A 22,794-nucleotide genomic window follows, 5' to 3' on the forward strand; every position below is an offset into this window, starting at 1 on the left:
CGGTGGTGTGGTGGGGTTCAGCATCGCCGGTATTCCAAGGCCTCCACAGCCACCTTCCGCCAGGTGGAAGGACTATCGAGGCGCGGTGTCCGCCACGTCGACGCCCGACGTGGGGCCCGCCCGTCGGCCCAGCTCGACCGAGATGGCAGCAGCCGCGGCGACCACGGGCTGCCGCAGGTGGCGCACCGCAGCCGCGGTCTTGCCCAGCACGACGATGCCGATGGCGGCATGGACCGGACCTGCCGCGCCGATCCGCACCGGGGCGGCGAGTCCCACGGTGTGGTCGGACAGCTGGCGGTCGTTGACGGCATACCCGTGTCGTCGGACGGAGGCGAGCATGGCGCGGAGCCGTCGTTGGTCCGTGACCGTGAACTCGGTGTGCCGCGGCAACGGCTGGGACAGGACGGCGTCCCGGATGTCCGTCGGGGCGAAGGCGAGCAGCACCATGCCCACGCCGGTCGACGGCAACGGGAATCGGGTGCCCACCATCGTCTTCAGCTCGACGGACCGGTGGCCCGCGATGCGCTCGACGAAGGTGAGCTCAGTGCCCTCCCGCACGGCGAGCTGGATGTTCTCGTGGGTCACCTCGTAGAGGTCCTGGAGATAAGGGAGAGCCACCTCCCGCAGGATCTGGCCGCGAGGGCAGAGCGAGCCCACTTCCCAGAGGCGCAGGCCGATGTGCCACCGCCCTTCGTCATCGCGCTCCAGAGCTCCCCAGTCTCCGAGCTCGGCGACGATCCGGTGTGCGGTGCTGAGCGGAAGCCCGGTGCGCCGGGCGATCTGGGAGAGGGTCTGGTGGTCATGGTCGCGCCCGAAGGTGGACAGGACCGCCAAGGCCTTGCCGGCCGCACTCACGCCTTCACTCGCCATGGCCCGATCCTGTCACTCTCGTCGGCCGCCGAGTCGAGGTTCCGCCGGACGAAGCGATGGGGTGGAGGGTCTCAGGTGAGGTAGGGATCGGCCCAGGCGCTGATGATCCGGGCCGCACGCTTGGCCTGGTCCCGACCCGTCAGGAGGTGGTCGGCGCCCTCGAGCGAGACGAAGTTGCGGGGGTGCCGTGCGGCCCGGAAGATCTCGCTGGCGTTCGCGATGCCGACCGTGTTGTCGGTGGGGGAGTGCATGACCATCAGGGCGCGCCGAAGCGTGCGGATCTGCTCGCGCAGGTCAGCCGCGCGCACGTCCTCGATGAAGTGCCGACGCAGGACCAGCGCCTTGCCACCAATGAGGAATGGGGCCTCGCCCTCGGCGATGATGCGCTCCACGAGGGCGTCGTAGTTGTGCTCCACGTGTCCTGGTTGGTACGGCGCGCAGATGCTCGCCACGGCTCGCACCGAGTCGAGCTCGTGAGCGGCCGCGATGACGGCTGCTCCGCCGAAGGAATGGCCCACCAGGAGCCGCACGGTCCGACCGGAGTCGTTCATGAAGCGGACCGCCTGAGCTGTGTCGGCGACCTTGTGCGAGAAGGAGCCGTCGCCCCAGTCGCCGTCGGAGTCACCCAGTCCCAGGTTGTCGAACCGCAGCATCCCCACGCCTTCGTAGGCCAGCTGCTTGCAGATCCGACTGGCCGCGGGGCTGTTCTTGCCGAGGGTGAAGCCGTGCGAGAACACCCCCCAGCCCCGGACGGCGCCTTCGGGGTGGTCGATCACCCCGGCCAGCCGCGGCCCGCTGGTGCTCGGAAACCACACAGGTTCGGCCATGGCGCCCATCCTCCCAAAGCTGGAGGGATCTCGGCTCGTCGATCTCAGGAGCCGGCACGACGAGGAACCCGATGCTTCGCCGACAGTGCGCCATCAGGGATTCGAGCCCCGAACCCGCTGGTTATCCAGATGGGGTTCGCGTCGTTGGCCATCCGATAGCGACGCGTGGTCGTTTGGTCGGCGGGTCCTCTGGTGTCAGAAGGCCACGCGCAACAGTCGTTGTGCGCGCTCGAGCTCGGACCCCAGCAGGTCGAGCAGTGCGACGTCAGCTGGTCTTCCGCCGGTTTCGACCTGACGGGCCAGGTCGGCGACCCTGACGGCACCGATGTTCGCTGCGGATCCTTTGAGTTCGTGGGCGGCGCTTCGCAGGCCGTTCGTGTCGGTCGTGTCGAGGGCCCGGCGCATCGTCGCAAGCAGGCCCGGGGAAGCGGTGGTGAAGGCATCGACCAGCGCGGGGAGGAGCCCGGGCCCGGCCGTTGCGCCGAGCGCGCGGAGGGCCGCGAGGCGCTCCGGGTCCAAGGCCGACGTGTCACTGTCGAGCGAGGCGGCCGGCTCCGGGTCGGGTTGGATTGCCTGGCCAGGGGCGGGCCGCGCCCAGCGGCTGAGAACGTCCTCCAGCGTGCTCAGGTCGACGGGTTTGGGAATGTAGGCGTCCATCCCGGCCGCCAGGCAACGTTCGTGATCCGCGGCCATCACTCCGGCCGTCATGGCGATGATCGGCACCCGTTCACCACCGGCCTCCCGCCGCCGGATTTCCTGGGTCGCGGCGTACCCGTCCATCACGGGCATGTGGCAGTCCATCAACACGGCTGCGTAGTGGGTGGCCGCGACGGCGTCGAGGGCCTGCGCACCGTCCTCCGCGATGTCGACGTCGTAACCCAGATGCGAGACCAGCCCCTCGGCGACCAGTTGGTTCACGGTGTTGTCCTCGACCACGAGTACCCGTCCCAAGACAGTCTCCGCGCGCGGGGCGTCGGTCTGCTCCGCCCGTCGAGACGCCTTGACCGGCGCATCTCCCACCAGTCTGAGGAGCCGGTCGAAGAGCTCGCCGCTGCGCACAGGCTTGCGCAACGCGTCCCGGACCCCGGCGCGGCGCAGCGCGGTTCGGTCGACCTCGATCGTCGACGACAGCATGAACAGCGCGGTGCCGCTCAACGTCTCGTCGGCGCAGATGAGGCCGGCCAGCTCGAGGCCGTCGACGGACGGCATGCACATGTCGAGCACCGCGATCGCATAGGGATCGCCAGCAGCGAGAGCGGCCCGCATCAGGCCGACGACGGCGTGCGGATGCTCCACCACGTCGGGTCGCGTTCCCCAGTCCTTGAGCTGCGCCTCCAGGACCAGCCGGTTGGTGGCATTGTCGTCGACGACCAAGACGCGCAGTCCCCGTAGCTGGTCGCGGCCAGGCACCGAGGGCGGATCGGTCGCCGACACGGGGAGCGGCACTTCGAACCAGAACGTGCTGCCGACGCCTTCCTCACTGTCTACTCCGATGGTGCCGCCCATCGCCTCGGTCAAGCTGCGCGAGATGGCCAACCCGAGACCGCTGCCGCCGTACCTGCGCGTGGTGGAGGCGTCGGCCTGGGTGAACGAGTCGAACATGGCGTGCTGGGCGTCGTCTGGAATGCCGATGCCCGTGTCCGCCACCTGAAACCGCACCAGGCCCGGGTTCGTCTCGCTCATCCGGGCCGTGATCACGACCTCACCCTTGTCGGTGAACTTGACGGCGTTCGCGGCCAGGTTCAGCAGGATCTGACGCAGTCGGCCCTCGTCACCGACCAGCCGCGACGGGACCTCAGGGGCGCAGTAGGCGATGAGCTCCAGCTCCTGGCGCGAGGATATCGGCGCCACCAGGGTCGCGACGGACTCGACCAGCGCTCGGGGGTCGAGGTCGACGAGCTCGAAGTCGACCATGCCCGCTTCGAGTCTGGAGAAGTCGAGAATGTCGTTGATGACCCGAAGGAGGGTCTGCCCGGCATTCTGGAGGCTGTGGACGTACTGGGCCTGGGTTTGGTCCAGGCCCGTGTGCAGGAGTAGCTCGGTGAGTCCGATGACCCCGTTCATGGGAGTGCGGATCTCGTGGCTCATCGTCGCCAGGAACTCCGATTTCAGGCGCGAGGCCTCCATGGCCTCCTTGCGCGCCACCTCGAGCTCGACGGTGCGGCTTTGTACTCGCTGTTCGAGCTCCGAGCGGTTGGCGCTGAGCTCCTCGGCGAGCATGTTGATTCCGAAGACCACAGCGTCGAGGTCGTCGTCCGCCGCGCTGCGTGCCCCACGGGCGTCCAGGTCGCCAGCGGCGAGGCGGGTGAGGAGCTCGATGATGTTGTCGATGCCCGTCTGACGCGCCCCGGTCATGCCTGCACTTGCAGCCACGCGACTGCGTCGGCCTCGGAGGTGAACATCTTCACCGGGATCGCGCCTCGCTTCAGGCCCATGAAGAAGTTGGCCAGCATTCGCGTCGACGCGGAGGCGGCGATGAGCGCGACGGCCCGGTAGTTGGGATTGCGGTCCATGAAGAACTCCCGGGCGGGCCGGTCGATCGAGGCGACCTGACGGAGGTCGACCAGCGAGAGCACCTTGCCCCGTCCTAGTGCCTTGATCTCGGCATCCACAGCGCGAGCCTCCTCAATGCCGCACACCGCACCCGGGAGCCAGTCGGTTCGTGCGACAGCGCTTTCCTCGTCCCACGTGACGGCGTAGCACTTGTCCTCGGCATCCATCCCCACACCTCCGCAACCGCACCTCACGACTTACGGCCAATGTAGTCCAGTACCTCCCGTAAAGGGCAGAACGGCATCGGCCCAGGCAATTGGCCCCCCAGTGGTGATGTCCGACATTTCGGTGTACTGCCTCACGTTCGCGACAGGCGGCCGATCGGTGGGCGGCCTCCGCTCCCGCGACTGCTCGCCGACAGCCGAGATGGACCCTCCGATGGCGGGCCCTGAGGCCATCGCCTCGAGGCAACCGTAGTTGCCGCAAGGACAGGAACCAGCGAGCTCGAGGCGATCGGCTTCCTGCAGATCTCCCTCGCAGCCAACGAAAAGCGCGCCCGTGGTCGCGACCTACGGCGCGACCGACTCGTCGGCACCGATCGTCGTGCTGCTTCACGGACGGGGATCGAGCGAGCGAGAGATCCTGAAGTGGCAAAGGTGAGAGGGGCCGATCGCTGCCCATGCGAACCCGTGAATGCCTTCTGACCTGCAAAGATGCCGGTTTGGGGACCTCCGAGGTGCTCGTCAGTTCGTCGCGTTTCTCGTCCAAAGCCGGAGGGTTTGTCGGACGCTCGGCCTCGATTGCGATCTCCGGCGGGCGAGCCACCTTGTGCAACTGGTGCACTCCATTCTTACCGACGAACGGCCAAGGATGCGTGAGCCGTTTCCACGGCAACCAGGTCAACCGAGAGGGCTGCGGTGAGGGATGCCGCGCGTTGGATGGACTCCAACAGGTAGTTAGCAGCGTCGGGGGCAACAGGGAGGTAGCCGCCGCGGGCGCGAGACTGCAGGTGCTCGGCCGACTGGTCCAGGCATCGAGCCGGCGCGAACAGGAGTTCGCTGTTGAGGCAGGCCCGTGTTGCGTCGTGACTCTGCTCGACGAAGGTCGCCAAGTCGCGCATACCTCGCTCGAGCGACGGAATTGACTGGTCAGTCCCGAGCCCGAGCGCGTGCTGCTTCGCCGGTTCGGCCGGCACGGCGACGACCTTGCGCAGGGTGTCGAATAGCTCGAACGACGCGGCGCCGAAGGCGCGGCCTTGCGGTTGAAGGGTCGTGACACGTTTCCAGGTGGCCTCTGCCTCCTTGAGGGCATCCGCCGCACCCCGCAGGTCGCTGGTCATCGCCACAAGCGCCTCCGCTGGCGTCGAGGGCGACAAGGTGTGCAGTCGGTGAGTGCTGGCCATCATGAGCGTGCCGACGCTGGCGATGTTGGCCATCACCTGTGTGGCGGGGATGGTCCTCTGCAGCTCCTGGCGCGCGGCCGCGGCCCAGCGGTGCAGGCTGCTGTCCAGCTGTTCGCTCAAACCCGACCCAAGCGTCGGGACTCGCGCGGCGAGGGCATCCAGGCCTGCGATCGACCGCGCTGTGCCACCCAGTGCGTCGATGGACCGATCCGCATACTGGGCGACGGCGAGGGGTCGGTCGCCGTTCTCGATCGGTCCGTGCCGGAGCGTGTAGCGGCCGGCGACTGCCAACCAGGTCATGACGCGAGCGGCGGCATCACGTACAGCGTCGTCGCTCAGCCCGTCGACGGTGCCGGGGTGGCGGCGTTCATGGTTGACCATGTCCGCGAGGACCCCCAGCGTGGTGGACAGACGCGCGAGCGGGTGCGGGTCGGCCGGGTCGGTAGGGGTGATGTCGGTTCGGGCGTCCAGGTCGGCCGCGTCGATCCGGGGCTGGCCGCCGACCACATGGGTGGGCACCTCGCCTTCCCGGATGCGCCTGATCAGGTCTTTGCGGCTGAAGGTGAGGAAACGTGTCGCCTCTGTGACCGAGAAGTCTGCGTCCAAAGGGGGGCGCAACGGGGTGGGGTATGCGTGGATCACTTGGAGCAGGGTGGCGCGGCGATGGGTGGACGAGCCAGCGTCGTCGCGTCCAGGACCGATGAGCTCGCGCATCAGCCGGTAGGCAGTGGTGTCGAAGGACTCCCACAGTTTGGTCTCGACGGGCAGCCGAAAACGGCTCAGCTCGCGGGCGAGCTGGTCAGCGCGGTCGATGAGGTCCTGCCCGGTGGTGGTGCTCATGCGGCCGCCATCTCCCTGGCCGCGCGCGCCAGCTCGGTGAGGTGCCAGCACCACAGTGCGACGTCGGTGGGGCCCCGGCCGGGCGGCACTTGGTCGAGGGCTCGACTGGCCAACTCGAGGTGGGTGAGTACGTCGGCGTGGTCGGCGACCTGAGGGATGAGCCCGGGCCGAGTGCCGAGGCCAGCAGCGGCTAGGTCGAGCTGGCCTGCGTAGGCATGCCACGGCGAGAACGGGTCGGCGTCACCCCGGCGGCCTGCCTCGGTGGCTGCCATGCGCAGGTGGGCCGCGGCGAGCTCGATGAGGTCGTCTGGTGTCTGGTGGGGGTGCACGGGTCTCCTTGAGGGTCAGCGGTATGCCGCACGGCCGGGTTCCAGCTCGAGGCGGCGGCCGGCCGTTGGCGTGTCGAATCGCAGGCTGCGCGGGGCGTCGACGTCGCACCGTTGTGCGGCGGCGACCGCGACGGCCTGCCGAAGGGTCTGCGTGAAGGTGCCCTTCGGATTCCACCCCTGACGGGTCATCTCGCCGTCGGCCTGCGCGGCCAGGGCTCGGGCGTCCCTGCCCGGCAATGCCATGAGGACGGGCAGGAGGTCGCGGATGCTGTCGCGCACCGGATCATTTGCGGTAGCCAGCGCGGCCCGCACGAGCTCACGGCCGGGTTGTCCTGGTCGCGGGTCACCTGAGGTGGCCGCGGGGTCGAAGGCTGCCAACCCGGTCGGGCCGTGCTGGGCAAGCCAGTCTGCTGGGTCCCATCCGTCCGGCAGGCGGGTGAGCATCGCCGGTCGCCGTTCCCCGCGGCATACGGCATCGATCCACCGCTCGCTGCCCTCGGCGCCCGCGATGTCCCCGTCGAGGGCAACCACAACCTTCGCCGCGCCACTGCTCGTGACCCGGCGCGCCTGCGCAGGGGACACGCTGACCCCGTTGGCGGTGCACGGCCAGAACTCGGCGAGCCGCCCGCGATTGGCGGCCGCTGCGGCGACCGCGAGCGCGTCAAGGGCCCCCTCAACGACCACGGCCGTAGCTCCGGAGCTGGCGGCCGTTGGGGAGTAGAGGGCGGTGGACTTGTCGAAGGTGGCGGTGCGGGTGGGATTGCGGTACTTGGGAGTTCGCGATTCGGTCAAGGTGGTGCGGCCCAGCAACCCAGCGATCTGGCCGGAGGGGGAGCGGACCGGGACGATGAGTCGACCGCGGAAGGTATCGGTGAGTCGGCCGCTCTTGCTGCGCCGAGACAGATCCATCGCGAGCAGCTCGTCCGCACTTACGCCGCGGCCCAGCAGGTGCCTAGTCATGCCGGCCCAGGGCTGCCCGCTGTGACCCACCAAGGGTTTGCCAGCCTGGGTTTCCAAATGGCTGACGTCGATGCCGCGGTGGTGACGCAGGTAGCTGACGGCGAACGCGTGCGGAACCGTTGCGCAGCAGTACTCCCACGCGAGGGCGTTGATGGCGTAGCCGCGTTCGGCGCTGACCATCGGCCACCGATCGGGTCCGGCAGGTGCACGTGCGGCTGGCCTGGAAGGAGCAACGGCGTTGGTGGCAGCGTCGAGGCGGTGCACGGCTTCACGGAAGCCGAGATTCTCCAAGCGGGCAACGAAGTCGATGACGTCACCGGAGGCGCCGCACCCGAAGCAGTGGAACCGATCCGGGACGCCGCCGACCGACAGTGATGGGGTCGAGTCGTCGTGGAAGGGGCAGCAGCCGACGAACCCGTGCCCCCGCGGGGTCAACTCGATGCCGGCGGCGGCGACGACCTCGTGGATCGGATGGGCGATGCGGACCGCCGATATGTCTACTTGGCTCGCGCTGGACGGTGTCATGGCTCGATCACCCGCACTGCTGTTATGGGGTCGAAGGGTCGCGCGCGCTGCGACAGGGTGTGGGCGCGGGCGATCTCGGCGAAGGCGGCGACGTCCATGTGGACGTCGATGTCCAGCGCCTGCTTGAAGGCCGCTTCCACCGACTGCCGCGGCACGTCTGTCCCCAAGACCTTGTACTCCGCCCACAGAGGGTCGTAGGCGTAGAGCAGTCCGGTGTTGGCGTCGAGCGGTGCTCGCCAAGAGATTCGCTGGTCGCTGCGGTTGCCCCACCGCATCCCGTAGTCGCGGTCGACTCCTGGGACGTGGCCGTACTGCGCCGAAAACGCCTGCGGCCCAATCCACTCAGGCGATGTCGGATCCTTGGAAGGTGCTCTGTCGAGGGCTCTGGCGAGCAGGAGGTCGACCCTGTGCTCGCCATCTGCGAGGGCGCCGGTGAGCCGGTCGCCGACCTCGAAGGCAATGTGGTCAACACCCCTGGCGACGCTGAGCCCGAGTGCGTGCGCGTATGCGTTGCGCTGTCCGAGCCGGTACCAGTAGTCCGCGGGGTCGTCCAGGTCGACGTTGACCTGGGCGTTGCGGGACAACGCGACCAGCTTCTCGTGCAACTGATCGGTATGCCGTTCGGCTGGCTGAGCGACCATGGCGGCCTTCCCCGCGCGAGCCCTTCCCGCGCTTCCGAAAGGTCAACCGCCGCAAGGGGGCATCATCTGCTGGGACGTGTGATGACGCCTCCTTGCCACTGGACACCGAGTTGCGCGATGAGCGCGACCACTAACCGGGCAGGAACGTCACTCCCTGCGTCATTGCGCCCACATAGACGCGCGGTCGAATCGCCAACATCGACGCAGCCTGGTTGTCGCTATTGTCGACGTCGCGGTACCGCATCAGGTCCCAATCGCCATTAGTCGGCCCGACTGGCCACAAGGGCTCGATCCTCGTTACTAGGCTGAGTCCCATCCCCAAAGCGTCTTCTCAGATCCGGAGTACCACCATCGTGTCTGTCCTGTCCAGCTTCGTGTGGAGTGTCGCCGACACTCTCCGCGGCCCGTATGCCGAGGCCGAGTACGGCTCCGTCATCCTGCCCTTCACCGTGCTGCGCCGACTGGAGTGCGTGATGGCCCCGCACCGGGAACCGATGGCCGAGATCGTCGCGCAGTATCCGGGCGAGCAGCAGCGACGCACCCATCTGAAGATCAAGACCCGCACGGAGGACAATGCCGGTTTGTCCTTCTGGACCTCCAGTGACTACACGCTCAGGAGGGCGTTGCAGGATCCGGACAACTTGGCCGCGAATCTCATCGACTACGTGGGCGGGTTCTCTGCGAACCTGGACGTGTTCAAGTCGTTCGACTTCGAGAATGTGATCCGCACGCTCGACGCACGTGACCGCCTTGCCCAGGTGACCCGACATTTCGAGGGCATCAACCTGTCCCCCTACGAGGTCTCGAACGCAGACATGGGGGACCTGTTCGAGAACCTCATCTACCGCTTCGCGGAGTCCGCCAACGACGGGGCCGGGCAGTTCTACACGCCTCGCGACGTCGTCCGGCTCCTCGTCGACCTCGTCTACGCCGACGACACGGAAGCACTGCGTGACCGCGGCACAGTCCGTGCCATCTACGACCCCACGGTCGGAACCGGCGGAATGCTGACCGTCGCCGACGAGCACCTCCACAGTCTCAACCCCGATGCCTCCACCGCGCTTTTCGGGCAGGAAATCAACCCGCGCACCTACGCCATCTGCAAGGCCGACCTGCTGATTAAGGGCCAAGACCCGTCCAACGTCCGCCAGGGCGACACGCTCGTCGTAGACCGGTTCGCTGACCGGCGGTTCGATTACGTGCTATCCAACCCGCCGTTCGGGACCGACTGGAAAGCCGTCGAGGCCGAGGTCAAGAATGAGCACGCGCGCGGAGGCCAGGGCCGGTTCGCCCCGGGGCTCCCCGCAGTTGGTGACGCGGCCATGCTGTTCTTGCTCCACGTCGCCTCCAAGATGCGCGACGTCGACGACACCGGACGTGGTGGCAAGTCCGGCATCGTCCTCAACGGCTCACCGCTCTTCAACGGCGGCGCCGGATCCGGGCCATCCGACATCCGGGGCCACATGCTCGAGAACGATTTGGTCGAGGCCATCGTCGCCCTGCCGAACGACATGTTCTACAACACCGGCATCGCCACCTACCTCTGGATTCTCTCCAACGCCAAGCCCGCCGACCGTAAGGGCAGGGTCCAGCTGATTGACGCGACCGGGCTCGGTTCGAAGCTGCACAAGTCGATCGGCGACAAGCGCGTTGAGATTGCTGACAAGGACCGCGACGCGATCGTGCGCGCGTTCGCCGGCGCCGATAGCGAGGATGACTGGACCACAGTGCCCGTGCAGGTGTTCGCCAACCGCGACTTCGCCTACTGGACCGTCACAGTCGAGCGGCCACTCCAACTCCGTTTCGAATGCACCCCCGAATCCATCGCCGAGGTGGAAACGCACAAGACGCTCGGCAAGATCAGGGGCCTGGTTGACGCTCTGGAGGCGTTCGGCGATGAGCCGTACCTCAACCGGGAGAAGTTCAACCGCGAGATCGCCGCCCACCTGCGCGACCACGGAGTCAACCTGACCACCGCCCAGCGCAAGATCCTGTGGCAGACCATCGGCGTCCACGACGAGGCCGCCGACATCTGTCTGCATACTGGCGGCGCCCAAAAGGGCGAGCCCGAGCCCGACCCAGCCCTGCGCGACACCGAGAACGTCCCGTTCGGCTGGGGCGGACACCCCAAGACCCACGAGGCCCTGTCGCGAACCGTGCAGTCGTACTTCGACATCGAGGTCAAGCCCCACCTCCACAACGCCTGGATCGACTGGTCCAAGACAAAGACCGGGTACGAGATCCCCTTCAATCGGCACTTCTATACGTATGAGCCTCCCAGGCCGCTCGAGGAGATCGACGCGGACCTGAACCGGGTCGTCGGTGAGATCCTTCAGATGCTGCAAGAGGTCGAGGCATGACGATCACCATCGCGCGACCGGACTGGAGACGCATGCCTGTTCGTCGACTTGCCGTGTGTCGCGACGATCTGCGTGAGCCCGTGAATGCGACCGAGCGAGCACAGATGAAGGGATCAGTCCCGTACTGGGGGGCGAATGCGATCCAGGACTACGTGAATCGCGCCAAGGTGAGCGCGCCCGTCGTTCTCCTAGGCGAAGACGGGGCACCATTCCTGGATCGCGACAAACCGGTCGCCTTCTATGTCGACGAGCCGATCTGGCCTAACAACCACATCCACGTTTTGTTTCCGAATCTCGACGTCAACGGCCGTTGGCTCGCTTACGCTCTAAACGCCGTTGATTACTCGACAGTGATCTCGGGAGCAACGCGCGACAAGTTGACCCAGGGAGCGATGCTGTCGATCCCGTTGCTTGTTCCCGCGACCGATGAGCAGCGTGCCATTGCCGACTACCTCGACCACGAGACCGCTCAGATCGACGCGCTTGTGGCTACGCAGCAGGAGTTGATCCGCCACCTGGAGGAGCGACGACTCGCGGTTGTCACGCGGACAGCCCTGACTGGTCTTCGGAGCGAGGAAAGCGGCAGCCACGACATCACCCGATGGGGCAGCTCGCTCGCTCTCGAGCCGTGGCTCTTGAGGGCACCCCGCCGCTGGGGTATGGAGCGCTTCAAGACTGTGTGCTTCCCACGGGAGGAACGCAATGTCGAGGGCACCGAGTTGATGCTCTCGTTGACCGTCAAGGGACACCTGATCGACCGGTCAACGATGGCGGTCCAGCAGAACGCCTCGGACGCGTCTATACCGCGCTACTTCGTGGCCCGCCCGGGCGATCTCGTCGTCAACCCGATGTGGCTGATCGGCGGTGCGATCGGCGTCTCAGACAAGCGAGGGGTCGTGAGCCCCGACTATCGCGTCTTCGAGATCGTGGATGTCCTAGATCCGTGGTATTTGCACGCTGTGCTTCGCTCCGCGCCGTACTTCGACCAATACAAGCTGTACACACGGTCCAACACCACGTTCGACCGCCGGATCAAGCAGAACGATCTCGATAACCTGGCCCTGCCGATTCCGCCGATCCAAGAACAGCGCGCCATGGTCGAGCACATCCGGGAGCAGACGACCCGGATCGACGCCCTGATCGCCAAGACTGAGGAGCACATCGCGCTGGCTAAGGAGCGGCGTTCGGCTCTGATCGCGGCGGCGGTGGCGGGGCAGATCGATGTTCGAACCGAACGGAAGGCGAGCTGACGACGATGGGGGCACCTGACGGCACTCGTGAGGAGGCATTCGAGACCGAGATCGCCGAGTACCTGGACGCGCACGGCTGGGAGTACAGCGAGACCGACGAGGGCTACGACACCGAACGGGCCTTGTGGCCCGAGGACGTGCACTGGTGGTTGAGCGAGACGCAGCCGGACCAGTACGGCAAGGTGGTTCGGGTCGGTACCGCTGCGGAGGCGGCGGATCGCGACGCGCTGCTGGACTCGCTCGTGACCCGGCTGGATACGCCGATGGGCTCGGGCGGTGGCACGCTGAACGTGCTGCGGCGGCGGTTCGCCCATACCAGGGGGGCAACCGCGCACCTCAGGATGTGCCAGTTCAAGCCTGCCACTACCTTGAACAGAGAAGTCACCGAGCACTATCAGAAGGTTCGCCTAAGGGTAGTGCGCCAAGTGCACTTTTCCCCGAAGCGGGGCGATGCCCGGTCGATCGACCTGGTGTTCTTCGTCAACGGCCTGCCGGTGGCGACCTGTGAGCTGAAGTCGTTCTTCAAGCAGGAGTGGCACGCTGCGGTCAGCCAGTACCGCAGCGACCGGCACCCGGCGGGACAGCCGCTGCTCGGGTTCGGCACCCGCGCCTTGGTCCACTTTGCCGTCGACGACGACCAGGTCCACATGACTACCAAGCTGGCGGGCGACGCGACCTACTTCCTTCCCTTCAACCGAGGACACGAGGACACCGGCGCGGCCGGCAACCCGCCCAACCCGGAGGGGGCCGCCACGTCGTACCTGTGGGAGCACGTCCTGCAGCGGGACAACTGGCTGGCCATCCTCGGCTCCCAGATGTTCTTGAAGACCGAGACCGACGAAGATCCCACCACCGGTACGATTAGGCGGTCCACGACGCTCATGTTTCCGCGCTACCACCAGTGGCGCGCCGTGAAGAAGCTCGTGTCCGCCGTCAGCGACGAAGGTCCCGGTCGCAGGTTCCTGATCGAGCACTCCGCCGGGTCGGGGAAAACGAACACTATCGCTTGGACCGCGCATCGGCTCGCCCGGCTCCACGACAAGGCCAACAACAAGGTGTTCGACAAGATCCTGATCGTGTCCGACCGGAGGGTCCTGGACGCGCAGCTACAACAGGCGGTCGAGCAGGTTGACGACACCGTTGGCACTGTCGCCGTCATCGACTCCGCCGCCGTTCGCCGCTCCGGCGGCTCCAAGTCGAGAGCCCTCGTGGATGCGCTGACTGGGTCAGCGCTCATCGTTGTCGTTACAATCCAGACGTTCCCGTACGTCAAGGGGCTTCTCGAGACCACTTTGGGCGACAAGAACTTCGCGGTGATCGTGGACGAGGCGCACACCTCGCAGTCCGGAAAGACGGCCGCCGACCTGAAGAAGGTCCTCACCGAGGGCGGCCAGGTCACGACCGACGAGGAGATCGACGCCCAGGACGTCGTCAACGAGCTGGTGGAGGCGGAACTGGCAGAGCGGGAGACGCGGATCGCCGCCGAGACTGCGGCGCGAGCGGGCGCAGCGAACTTGTCGTTGCTTGCGTTTACGGCCACGCCTAAGGTCAAGACGAAGATGCTTTTCGGTCGTCCCGACGACGAGGGGAGGCCGGTCTCGTTCGACGTCTATTCGATGAGGCAGGCGATCGAGGAGGGTTTTATCCTCGACGTGTTGCGCGGGTACCAGACCTACAGGACCGCGTTCGAGATCGAACAGCGCGGCGAGCAGGGCGTCGTCACCGCCCTCACCGACGGCACGGTGACGAACGATGGAGCAGATGAACTCGTAGACCCGAAGGTCGCGACCCGGAAACTCATGCGGTTTGCGAACCTACACCCCTCGAACGTGGGCCAGAAGGTCGAGATCATCGTCGAGCACTTCCACGCGAACGTTGCCCACCTCCTCGAGGGGCACGCCAAGGCCATGGTTGTGACCGACTCGAGGCAGGCCGCGGTCCGGTACAAGGTCGAGACAGACAAGTACCTGAAGCAGAAGCAATACGGGTACCAGACGATCGTGGCGTTCTCCGGCAATATCAGCGACGAGGACTACGGCCTGGTAGGCGCAACCGAGGCCTCGATGAACCCGGGTCTCGGCTCCGACCTGGCAAGGGAGTTCCGCCGGCCCGAGTACCGGCTGATGCTCGTCGCCGACAAGTTCCAGACCGGCTTCGACCAGCCGCTGCTGTGCGCCATGTACGTGGACAAGAGACTCCCGGACGTGCACGCGGTCCAGACCCTCTCCCGCCTGAACCGCGTCTACCGAACACCGTCGGGAGAGACAAAAGACCGCACATTCGTGCTCGACTTCGTCAACGACCCCGCCGACATTCGGGAGGCGTTCCTTACCTACTACCTCGAAGCACATGTGGAGACTGCCACCGACCCGAACCTGGTTCACCGGCTTGCGACCAAGCTGGCCCAAGCGAGGATCTACACACGCGCGGACGTGGAACGCTACGCGGAGGCCTGGTGGGCCCCCACGCAGTCTCATGCTGCGCTGGCTGCGGCAGTGACACCGGCTCGCGACGAGTTCGCGCACAGATGGGCGGAGGCCACCGACCGGCAGGACCGGCAGACCCTCGACGAGTTGCGGACGTTCCGTAAGGACTGCGGCTCATATGTGCGCCTGTACGACTTCATGTCACAGGTTGTCGACTACGGCACCAGTGATCTGGAAAAGCTGGCGGAGTTCTTGCGTCAGCTGACGCGACTGCTCGCGGTCGACGGGCCAGGGGCGGACGTGGACGTGTCCGGTCTGGTGCTGCGCCGGGTCCGGCAGATCGACCAGGGAAAGGCAGACATCGGCCTGTCCGGTGACCAGCCCACTCCGTCGTTGAGGGGCATCACGGGGATCGGATCAGGTGTGTCGCATAAGGACCCACAGCAAGCACTGCTGTCGGAGGTGGTCGCGCGGATCAACGAACTTTTTGGGTCCGAGTTCGGCGACCCGCAGATCGAGGGATTCGTGATCGCTGCCGCCGGCATGGCTGAGGAGGACTCCCGCATCGCCGATCAGATCGACCACAACGCCGTCGACCAGTTCCTGGCATCCCCCGACCTCCGCGAGACCCTAACTGACGCCGCCGTTCTAAACGAAGGTGCGTTCGGCAAGCTCACCAGTGCACTCACGGGCGAGAACGAACGTGCCGACGACCTCATAGGACTGATCGGCGCATACCTCTACCAGGCCCGCCGGCTCCGGATGAGCGACGAGACGCCAATTGGAGTTCCACCTATCGAGGAGCCGGAGCGCCCTTGGAGCGGACTCGTGAAGACCGTCAGTCTGACGCCTGGCCTTGGCGTGACTGGTGGGTATTACGAGTTCGACAGCGAGGAGTACGTTCAAATTGAGGTTACCGACGGCGGCTCCACAGTTATGTGGTCGACAACAGCCTCGGCACTCGAATTCGTAGATGGGAGCGCCGCTCGGTTCGGCGAACACACTGACGAGTGTGCGGGCTATGTGGTCGCTAGAGACGGTCGGGATCACGTTGTGGCGACCGAGACCGTCGCCGACTTGGCACATGATCTAGCGGACCCGGTCGCCGTCGCGCTGGGATTCATCGACTCTGTCGTCTCTTGGCGTGAGCCGCTGGTCAAGTTGAGGAATGGACAAGTGCCATACAGCGAGATTTCCGTCAGCTTCGAGTCACTAGGTCTCGAGACCTTGATCGGCCTAATCGCGGCTACAGCGACTGAGTCAGTGCGAGCTCACCTCAACGAGAACCGTGGCGGACTGGCCGCCGCACTAACTGCAAGCATCATCTGATTGGGGTCCAATGTCGTTCCAGAACATTCAGATCACGATGAACAGTGTCCCTCCGCAGAACACCGGTACCGTCAAGGCCGAGACGCGGATCACGAGCGGCGAAGTGGACGCAACGATCGTAATCGGCGCAACCGCGCTCCACCAGATTCGTGTCGCCAATCGATGGCAGGGCCAGAGGCTCTTCTTCACCCTGACCTCGGAGCTTGATGGAGCCGAGGTGAAGTACGACCGCGGTGGGGGACAAATCTGGACATCCGAGGAGTTCCCTGTCGACCCGCCGCGCACGGGGCTGTTGGTGCGGGCAGCGAGGGCCCAAAGGGCTCGCGCTCTAGAACACCCGGGGTCCTGTGCGGCAGGCAATGGCCATACCGCCGACGTCCGGGTGTCGATTCGTGGCGCGAACCCCGAAGAAAACGTGCCCAAAGGTGGCGCAACCAGCTATCAATTCACCTGTCATGCTTGATCTGCTCATGCCGTACGTAATCACATTGCTGACACAGGTCGCCGGCATCGTGGGGCAACAGTTGGCGAAGCCGATGCGGCGTGTGGCGACACAGGATGCGGCGGCAGCGAGAGCAGACTTCGACTACCGACTCGATGTGGCACAGACCTTTCCCACCATGATGACGCTTGGTCTGACGGCCGCTGCGTTCGCCGGCCACCTAGGCCCGAACATGACTCTTCTGACCGTGGCCGCTTCCATCTTGTGTCCGGGCATACTCGTGGTCCTGCTGATGGCCCACGAGCCGCAGGCGTACGCCTCCCGAAGCGTGCTCTGGGGGCTCGTTAGCCCGGTGAGTCTCGGCGTCTTTGTGGTCATTCTGGTTCTCGGTTCTGCCGCCTTCGTCTTTGGTGGGCCACCTCGGTGACTCGACGCCCGACGCAGTGAGTGCACCGCGTGCCGCCGCGTCCGTCCGGCAGCGCCACGAGCAACGCTCTGCCGTGGCCGTCCGAGCCTAAAGTTGGATTCATCCGTGCATACCGTGGATCGTGCGGTCCAGCACCGGCGCCATTCCGACTCGACTCGGAACGACCTGGTTGCGGTCTCCCTAACCCTCTTCAACCGCTGACTGCGTCTCCGGCCCGAACCGGGATCCGGGCTATCGAGACCCGGAAGCCGAGACTTCGGAGTTGGCGTGTGTTCTGCATGAGGTTCAGTTTGCTGAAGAACGGCAACCAGTCCGTACCCTGCCCCTTCGATGCCGTTACAACGGCATATGTGACTCCGTACACGCGCGTCCGGTCAACCTCGTCCGCAGCACCAGGAACTAACTGCAGCCACTCCTCCTGCTCCACCTCCGCCACCATCGACCTGATCTCGTCACGGATCTCATCTCGAAAGTGCCCGTCAGTCAGAAACGCCGTCCCCGACACGCTGCCTTGGGCGAAAAGATGGCTGAGTGTGGCTGATCGCGACTTGCGCTTTACATGGACGAACTCTCCATCCCGTGTGAACACGTCGCAGACCTCAATTCCACTTGCAGCGCCACCCGGTCGTTTGATCCGCGCATCCAAGTTGAGTGCCGCCTGACCGACTGAGGCGGCCAGGCGCTCGTTGTACGCCTTCTCAACTTCACCGATTTCGGCGACAGGGAACGTTAGAGGGGATGCCGGGATAGTTGCCAAGAAGTGATCCACCTGCTCAACAAGTGTGTCGCTTACGGCGAACCATCGACCCTCGATCAAGACGTACTGTTGGTCGGAGACGCGCTGCTCCGACACCAGGCAGCGATAGAGACTCCACCGGTCGTCGAAGCTGTCGTTGCGCGAAAAGCGGACCGACACGCGCCGAGACCGCAGAACGTCGCTGGTCAGATCTGACCGCCCTTCGCCTAGTTCTGCCAGATAGGCATCGAGGTCTAGGTCGTCATACTCGTGCGCACGCGTCCCAGCAATCTTGAAAACGTCTATGTCTTCCCAGTCAATCGACTCCGGAAGGGCAAGGTGTGTTGCGCTCGTTGTGCCCTCGCGCAGCTCAGTCAACATGGCTTCATCCAGTGCTTCGATGAGATCCGACCTCCGCACCTGGGCGAGCTGATCGATCCACTCGAAGTTCTCCTTGTACGCGCTGTCGCCAAAGGCATCAAGCAAGCGCTGGCACAGGGCGCCTAGGTCCGTTACAGCCGTCTCGACATTGAGCACCAGTGCATCCGAGCCCGAGAGGCGTTTGGCCAGGGCGGCATCCTTCGGCTCGCCTGTGACACCCCTGAGGATGTCCGTGGACACGTCTACTCCGAATGTAGGCAGTTCTGCGCTCCGGCTAACTTGAGTCGTAGTAGTCACGACAAGATCCTCAAATGTCTTCGTGTCAAGACTCCTGAGCTGGGAAGCGTCGATGCAGTTCAGGGCAACGCGGAGACCAAACTGGTACTCAATCCGCGACAGGTCCAAAAGGGCTCGCCCGTAGCCGAACGTGAGGGCGAAGACCCGATCACGAACCCTGAGCAGTAGGAGACCCGACGCGGAAAGGCTCCGTGTTCCAGCTATGTCCCCAAGGAGGACCGGTTGTAGGTACGGAACCCACCCCGGGGTCTTGGGGGTGCTGACGGCGTGATGAAATCGTCCGTCGAGTCCCGAATCGGGCGAAAGATCAATGACCGTAGCGGATTTCCCCTGCGCGAGACATTCGTCGAAATCGCTGGTCGACTCGTTCAACAGGTAGATCGTCAGTCTGCGTGTGGCCATGCCTCCCCCAAGTCATCCGCGCTACCCCCGGACACGTGAATCCAAGGCTGCCACTCCGGGGGAGTCTTTGCCCACCTTTTGGGCCCTTGGGATGGAATCAGGCGAAACTGAGCCTTGCCCGGGAGACGCCTGCTTCGCTGCGGCGTTCCGGGAAGGAGGCGGTCCTCGGGTCTGGCTGACACGACCCGGTCTGCGTAACTGCTGCCCTAGGGATTGCGCCCTTCCTCCGCGTTGGGCGCCCTCTCGCGACCACGAGGGCCCTCGTCAATCGTCAGCAGTCGACCCTTCCTCCGAGTCCTTGTCTGCAGCAGACACGGTCGTCGAGATCGGCTCAAGCCATTCCTTGTCGGGGCGAGCAATGAGGCGGGCGTTGTTGTATGCCATGTCGAGAGTGAGCACTGTGGCAGCTCGGTAGACAGATCCAACCCTGTCGACGCTCAACGCAAGGTCAGCTCGGTTGACGTCTTGCAGGCAAAGGGGGAGAAGGAGTTGCAACTTTCCTGGGTCCGCATCGCCGCGCGTTGGCCAGTAGTACTGCGGGATGGCGGCTTTGTAGTTCTGTTCGACTCGAAACTCGGCATGCTTTACCGCCTGACGTACGGCCTCGACGCGACGCTGTTCGTCTCGCTGCAAATCGTCGGGAAAGCGATCCACGTTGTCGTTCACAATGTGCTCGTACTGGATTCGGAGGTCGAGCCTGGGGTCGTAAAGAAGATCAGCCGGCTCGTCGAAGTAGGAGGCTCGCTCTGGGAGCCGCTGGAAGCGGAGGAGCCGGTGATCGCTTTCGCGGTAGAACCCATGGAGAAACCATGGCTGGCGGTAGGCGTGGTTGGTCTGCTCGACGAAATAGCCGTAGATGCCCTCGAAGTGGGGGGTGAGCAGACCCGTGTTGAAAGCAGCATGCCGAGAGCCGTCATCGTCAGCTAACTCCATGACCCTGTTCTGGAAGTGCGCACGTCGGAACGTGTATACGACGTAGTTTCGCAGGATCGGCAACGGCCGCTCGCTTGTAGTCCGGCGGTACTCCCATTCGTCAGGCTGGGCCATGCCGGCAAGGGCTGCCAGCGAGGCTTGAGTCCATGAAGCAAAGTCGTGAAAGAACATGCCCCCCCTAATGCAAGGTCGTTGCCACATGCTGCCAGATGTGCCGCCGATCCGAGGGAATTGGCCCACGTCACCTCGTTGAGGTTGGGCTGCGTCTCTCCGCCGTCAACGCCGCTGCGAGACTGGCCCATTAAGTGTGGTCGAGCGCACTAGCCCAGATCTATCGGAGAGATGGCTCCTGGACCGCCGACTCACTCCCAGGCTTGAACGGGAGTTGGCCGGTGCTCGTGAACTGTGCATCGGGTCAAGGCTCCCAAGCTCAATAGTCGAGCCTCAATTTCGCGGAAGGCGTGGAACCACTCGACGGCTGCGGTGGGTGAGGCGGTCTCGGCGAAGCAGGCGCGTTCGTGGTCCCGCAGTGCGGACAACGCCTCGACCGTCCCGTTGTGCTGCTCCCAGCAGGGCGGGATCACACGAGGCTCGATCGCGAATCGGCGCACCAGGGCGGTGACCCACTCGCGCAGCTGCCCCATAGCGCGTTCCCGCTCTGGCGCCGTCAGCGACGGCAGGTGCATTGGTCCGTCAAGCTGCCCGAATGCGTCCCCGAGGGGGCCTGCGTCAAAGCTGAGGGGCTCGTGGGCCGTCATGACGTGGACAACCCCGAAGTGCGAGCCAGGGTGTGCTCTAGGTGCGATTGTCGAAGTAGGGCGATGATCTGGAGGCTTGCCTGCTCCCGTCCGACCTTTCGCCACCATGTCGACTTCTCCAGGACCTCGTGCAGTCGACGGTGATGCCGGGCACACAACGGCACGAGGTCGCGGTCGTCCTCGTCGCCGATGCGCATGTAGGTCAGGTGGTGCAGATGTCCGTTGCGCAGGCTCCATTCGCGGTTGCACACCAGGCAGGCAGGTGGCGTGCCCGCCCGGGTGAGCCACGCGGCATACCAGGCCTTGCGGCGTTGACGCCAGGCGTGGGAGGCGAGGTAGGCGTCGTAGACGGCCCGCCGGCGGATGACGGTGCCCCGGTCACGGCGCCGTAGCGTGCGCACGGTGGATCGCCTCCTCGAGCTCGAGGCGCTGAGCCTGCAGGGCTTTGGAGTCCCGGCGTTCGATCCATGGCCGCAGGGTCAGGACGATCGGGCGGGCTGAGCGCAGCAGCAGGACCGCCGTCCCGAACGGCAGCGTGCGCAGCCGGCCGGGCTCGAGTATCGGGACCTGGTGGGTGCTGGTGGATGTGCTGCGCCGACCGTCCGGTCCGGTGCTGATGGAGGTCTGCCGGTCGGGGCGTTGGCCGATGAGCTTGGACAGGTCCTCTAGGTCGCGGGCGTTGGACCCGCCGCCGAGGATGGCCTTGACGATGGCGGCGTCCCAGATCGCGTTGGCGGCGTGTTCGCCCCACACCGCGCGCGCCTGGGAGAGTGACTGAAGGGCGACGATGGTGGAGATGCCGGTGCCGCCGCCTTCAGACATCAGCGATGGCAGCGATGGCAGTGGGTAGTTGGCGGCCTCGTCGAGGATCAGCGCGAGCGGTGGGTCGAGCCGTGAGCCGGCGGAGCCGGCGGCGAGTCGGCGGGCGGCTTCGGCAACGTCTTCGACGAATGCGCCGACGATCCCCGCGGTGGCGGCCGTGCCGGTGGAGGTGCCAAGCAGGTAAACGGTGCCCTGCTGCCGGAGGAACCGTTCGGGGTCGAAGTGTTCGTGGGGTGCGGGGGAGAGGGCATCGAGGACCCGAGGGTCGGCCATCGCCGAGAACGCGATGGTGACCATCGACCAGACGGAATCACGTTGGCGTGGATCGGAATTCGTGATCGACTCGAGCGCTTCGTGCCATCCCGTGGCCGCGTGCGGGTGGGTGGCCAGGGTCATGGCTGCTTCGCGGGCGTGAACGGCCGAGAGGGACCAGCGGTACAGGTCAGTCGGCGAACACCCAGCCAGCGCGGCGGCATGCAGCAAACACCGGACCGCCTGCTCAGCAGATGCTTGCCAGAAGTTCGAGTCGGTGGTGCCTGCGGCGGTGCCGGAGGTCAGCGCCTTGGCCCGGACCATGGCGATGTGCGGGTCCTCGCACCCACGGATGGGCGACCAGCGGGTGGCCGACGGTATGCCGCGCGCGAGCCCCTGCGGGTCGAATACCGCCACCGGTCCCTTACGGTGACGAGCTCGAAGGGTGGCGGTGAGGTTGTCGGGCCGGGTGCTTGTGGTGATCACCGCGCCCGGCGAGTCCAGGATCATCGGGATGACCAAGTGAAGTCCCTTGCCCGAGCGGGGCGGACCGAGCAGGACTACCGAGTCTTCGATCGAGGCGTAACAGATCCGACTACCTGCGCGGCCGAGTTCGTGGCCCAGATCGTTGACCGATGGGCTGACGAGTCCAGGGCGCAGGACCTCTGCCCTTCTGCTCAGTCGCCGGGCACCGGCCGATCGGGCAATCTCGCCCGGCCTGGCGGTCCCCTGCATGCCCGACCCCACCGCCTCTGGACCTGCCTTCGTGTTGTGTCGGAGCAGGAGGGCGCCTGCCGCGGTCATGGCGAGGACCAGTGCCGTCATTGCCCAATACAGCCAACTCGGGCCGACCGGCGAGTCCCACCCCTGAGCCGGGTCTGACGGCTGGGTGAGCGCGAGGAAGGGTGGCGCCACCCGTGGCCTCAGCCAGCCCTGTCCGGACAGTGCCGTGCTCGATGCGGCGCCAGCCCACAGAGTGCCCCACAGCAACCCACCGGACAGCACCGCAGCGGCCACCGCGTTGTCAGATACACCAGCTCGACCTTGCGACACCTTCGCTCCTCCGGAAGATCCGATGACTGGTCAACGGCC

Annotated in this window: 17 protein-coding genes; 5 read left to right on the plus strand and 12 right to left on the minus strand. The window is 65.7% G+C overall.

Annotated elements, in window-relative coordinates; all coding sequences use genetic code 11:
• Positions 1 to 72: 72 nt before the first annotated feature.
• From AC1DWJ_RS13360 to AC1DWJ_RS13395, 8 genes are all read right to left on the minus strand, one after another.
• A complete protein-coding gene (locus AC1DWJ_RS13360; protein WP_477620996.1) occupies positions 73 to 870 on the minus strand; it encodes an IclR family transcriptional regulator in 798 nt (265 codons plus the stop codon).
• A 71-nt stretch (positions 871 to 941) separates the two neighbouring features.
• On the minus strand, positions 942 to 1,697 hold the full coding sequence (locus tag AC1DWJ_RS13365; RefSeq protein WP_477620997.1) for an alpha/beta hydrolase family protein: 756 nt from the start codon (positions 1,695 to 1,697) through the stop codon (positions 942 to 944).
• Positions 1,698 to 1,892: 195 nt separating this feature from the next.
• Entirely contained in the window at positions 1,893 to 3,917 is a 2,025-nt protein-coding gene (locus AC1DWJ_RS13370; RefSeq protein WP_457252281.1) for a response regulator, read from the minus strand.
• A gap of 131 nt (positions 3,918 to 4,048) precedes the next feature.
• Complete coding sequence (locus AC1DWJ_RS13375; RefSeq protein ID WP_457252280.1) at positions 4,049 to 4,417, minus strand: DUF7793 family protein; 369 nt, start codon at positions 4,415 to 4,417, stop codon at positions 4,049 to 4,051.
• 623 nt (positions 4,418 to 5,040) lie between these two features.
• The gene (locus tag AC1DWJ_RS13380; protein WP_477620998.1) at positions 5,041 to 6,432 is read right to left on the minus strand and encodes a MerR family transcriptional regulator; all 1,392 of its coding nucleotides are present in this window, start codon (positions 6,430 to 6,432) and stop codon (positions 5,041 to 5,043) included.
• Positions 6,429 to 6,761 (minus strand): hypothetical protein, encoded by a 333-nt coding sequence (locus tag AC1DWJ_RS13385; RefSeq protein ID WP_477620999.1) that lies wholly within the window; start codon positions 6,759 to 6,761, stop codon positions 6,429 to 6,431. The genes AC1DWJ_RS13380 and AC1DWJ_RS13385 overlap by 4 nt, the downstream gene beginning before the upstream one ends.
• Positions 6,762 to 6,776: 15 nt before the next feature.
• Positions 6,777 to 8,246, minus strand: coding sequence for a CHC2 zinc finger domain-containing protein (locus AC1DWJ_RS13390; RefSeq protein ID WP_477621000.1), 1,470 nt, complete (start codon positions 8,244 to 8,246; stop codon positions 6,777 to 6,779).
• A complete protein-coding gene (locus tag AC1DWJ_RS13395; RefSeq protein WP_477621001.1) occupies positions 8,243 to 8,887 on the minus strand; it encodes a hypothetical protein in 645 nt (214 codons plus the stop codon). The genes AC1DWJ_RS13390 and AC1DWJ_RS13395 overlap by 4 nt, the downstream gene beginning before the upstream one ends.
• Positions 8,888 to 9,240: 353 nt before the next feature.
• Between AC1DWJ_RS13395 and AC1DWJ_RS13400 the strand changes: the two genes are divergently transcribed.
• The 5 genes from AC1DWJ_RS13400 to AC1DWJ_RS13420 are packed head-to-tail and all read left to right on the plus strand — an operon-like array spanning position 9,241 to position 17,121.
• Positions 9,241 to 11,247, plus strand: coding sequence for a type I restriction-modification system subunit M (locus AC1DWJ_RS13400; RefSeq protein WP_477621002.1), 2,007 nt, complete (start codon positions 9,241 to 9,243; stop codon positions 11,245 to 11,247).
• Positions 11,244 to 12,497, plus strand: a complete 1,254-nt coding sequence (locus AC1DWJ_RS13405; RefSeq protein ID WP_477621003.1) for a restriction endonuclease subunit S — start codon at positions 11,244 to 11,246, stop codon at positions 12,495 to 12,497. The genes AC1DWJ_RS13400 and AC1DWJ_RS13405 overlap by 4 nt, the downstream gene beginning before the upstream one ends.
• Before the next feature lie 5 nt (positions 12,498 to 12,502).
• Entirely contained in the window at positions 12,503 to 16,252 is a 3,750-nt protein-coding gene (locus tag AC1DWJ_RS13410) for a type I restriction endonuclease subunit R (protein WP_477621004.1), read from the plus strand.
• Positions 16,253 to 16,262: 10 nt separating this feature from the next.
• A complete protein-coding gene (locus tag AC1DWJ_RS13415) occupies positions 16,263 to 16,715 on the plus strand; it encodes a hypothetical protein (RefSeq protein ID WP_477621005.1) in 453 nt (150 codons plus the stop codon).
• On the plus strand, positions 16,708 to 17,121 hold the full coding sequence (locus AC1DWJ_RS13420; protein ID WP_477621006.1) for a hypothetical protein: 414 nt from the start codon (positions 16,708 to 16,710) through the stop codon (positions 17,119 to 17,121). Before AC1DWJ_RS13415 ends, AC1DWJ_RS13420 begins: the two co-directional genes overlap by 8 nt.
• Before the next feature lie 190 nt (positions 17,122 to 17,311).
• Here AC1DWJ_RS13420 and AC1DWJ_RS13425 read toward each other — a convergent pair whose 3' ends face one another.
• The 4 genes from AC1DWJ_RS13425 to AC1DWJ_RS13440 form a co-directional block, all read right to left on the minus strand.
• Positions 17,312 to 18,937 carry a DUF6119 family protein gene (locus AC1DWJ_RS13425; protein ID WP_477621007.1) on the minus strand — a complete coding sequence of 542 codons (1,626 nt, stop codon included), beginning with the start codon at positions 18,935 to 18,937 and terminating at the stop codon, positions 17,312 to 17,314.
• 264 nt (positions 18,938 to 19,201) lie between these two features.
• Positions 19,202 to 20,041: a DUF3825 domain-containing protein gene (locus AC1DWJ_RS13430; RefSeq protein WP_477621008.1), complete on the minus strand. Its 840-nt coding sequence runs from the start codon at positions 20,039 to 20,041 to the stop codon at positions 19,202 to 19,204.
• 583 nt (positions 20,042 to 20,624) lie between these two features.
• Positions 20,625 to 21,029: a hypothetical protein gene (locus tag AC1DWJ_RS13435; protein WP_477621009.1), complete on the minus strand. Its 405-nt coding sequence runs from the start codon at positions 21,027 to 21,029 to the stop codon at positions 20,625 to 20,627.
• Entirely contained in the window at positions 21,007 to 22,437 is a 1,431-nt protein-coding gene (locus AC1DWJ_RS13440) for a type IV secretory system conjugative DNA transfer family protein (RefSeq protein WP_477621010.1), read from the minus strand. The genes AC1DWJ_RS13435 and AC1DWJ_RS13440 overlap by 23 nt, the downstream gene beginning before the upstream one ends.
• Positions 22,438 to 22,794: the final 357 nt, after the last annotated feature.

Source organism: Pedococcus sp. P2_D7 (assembly GCF_056404295.1).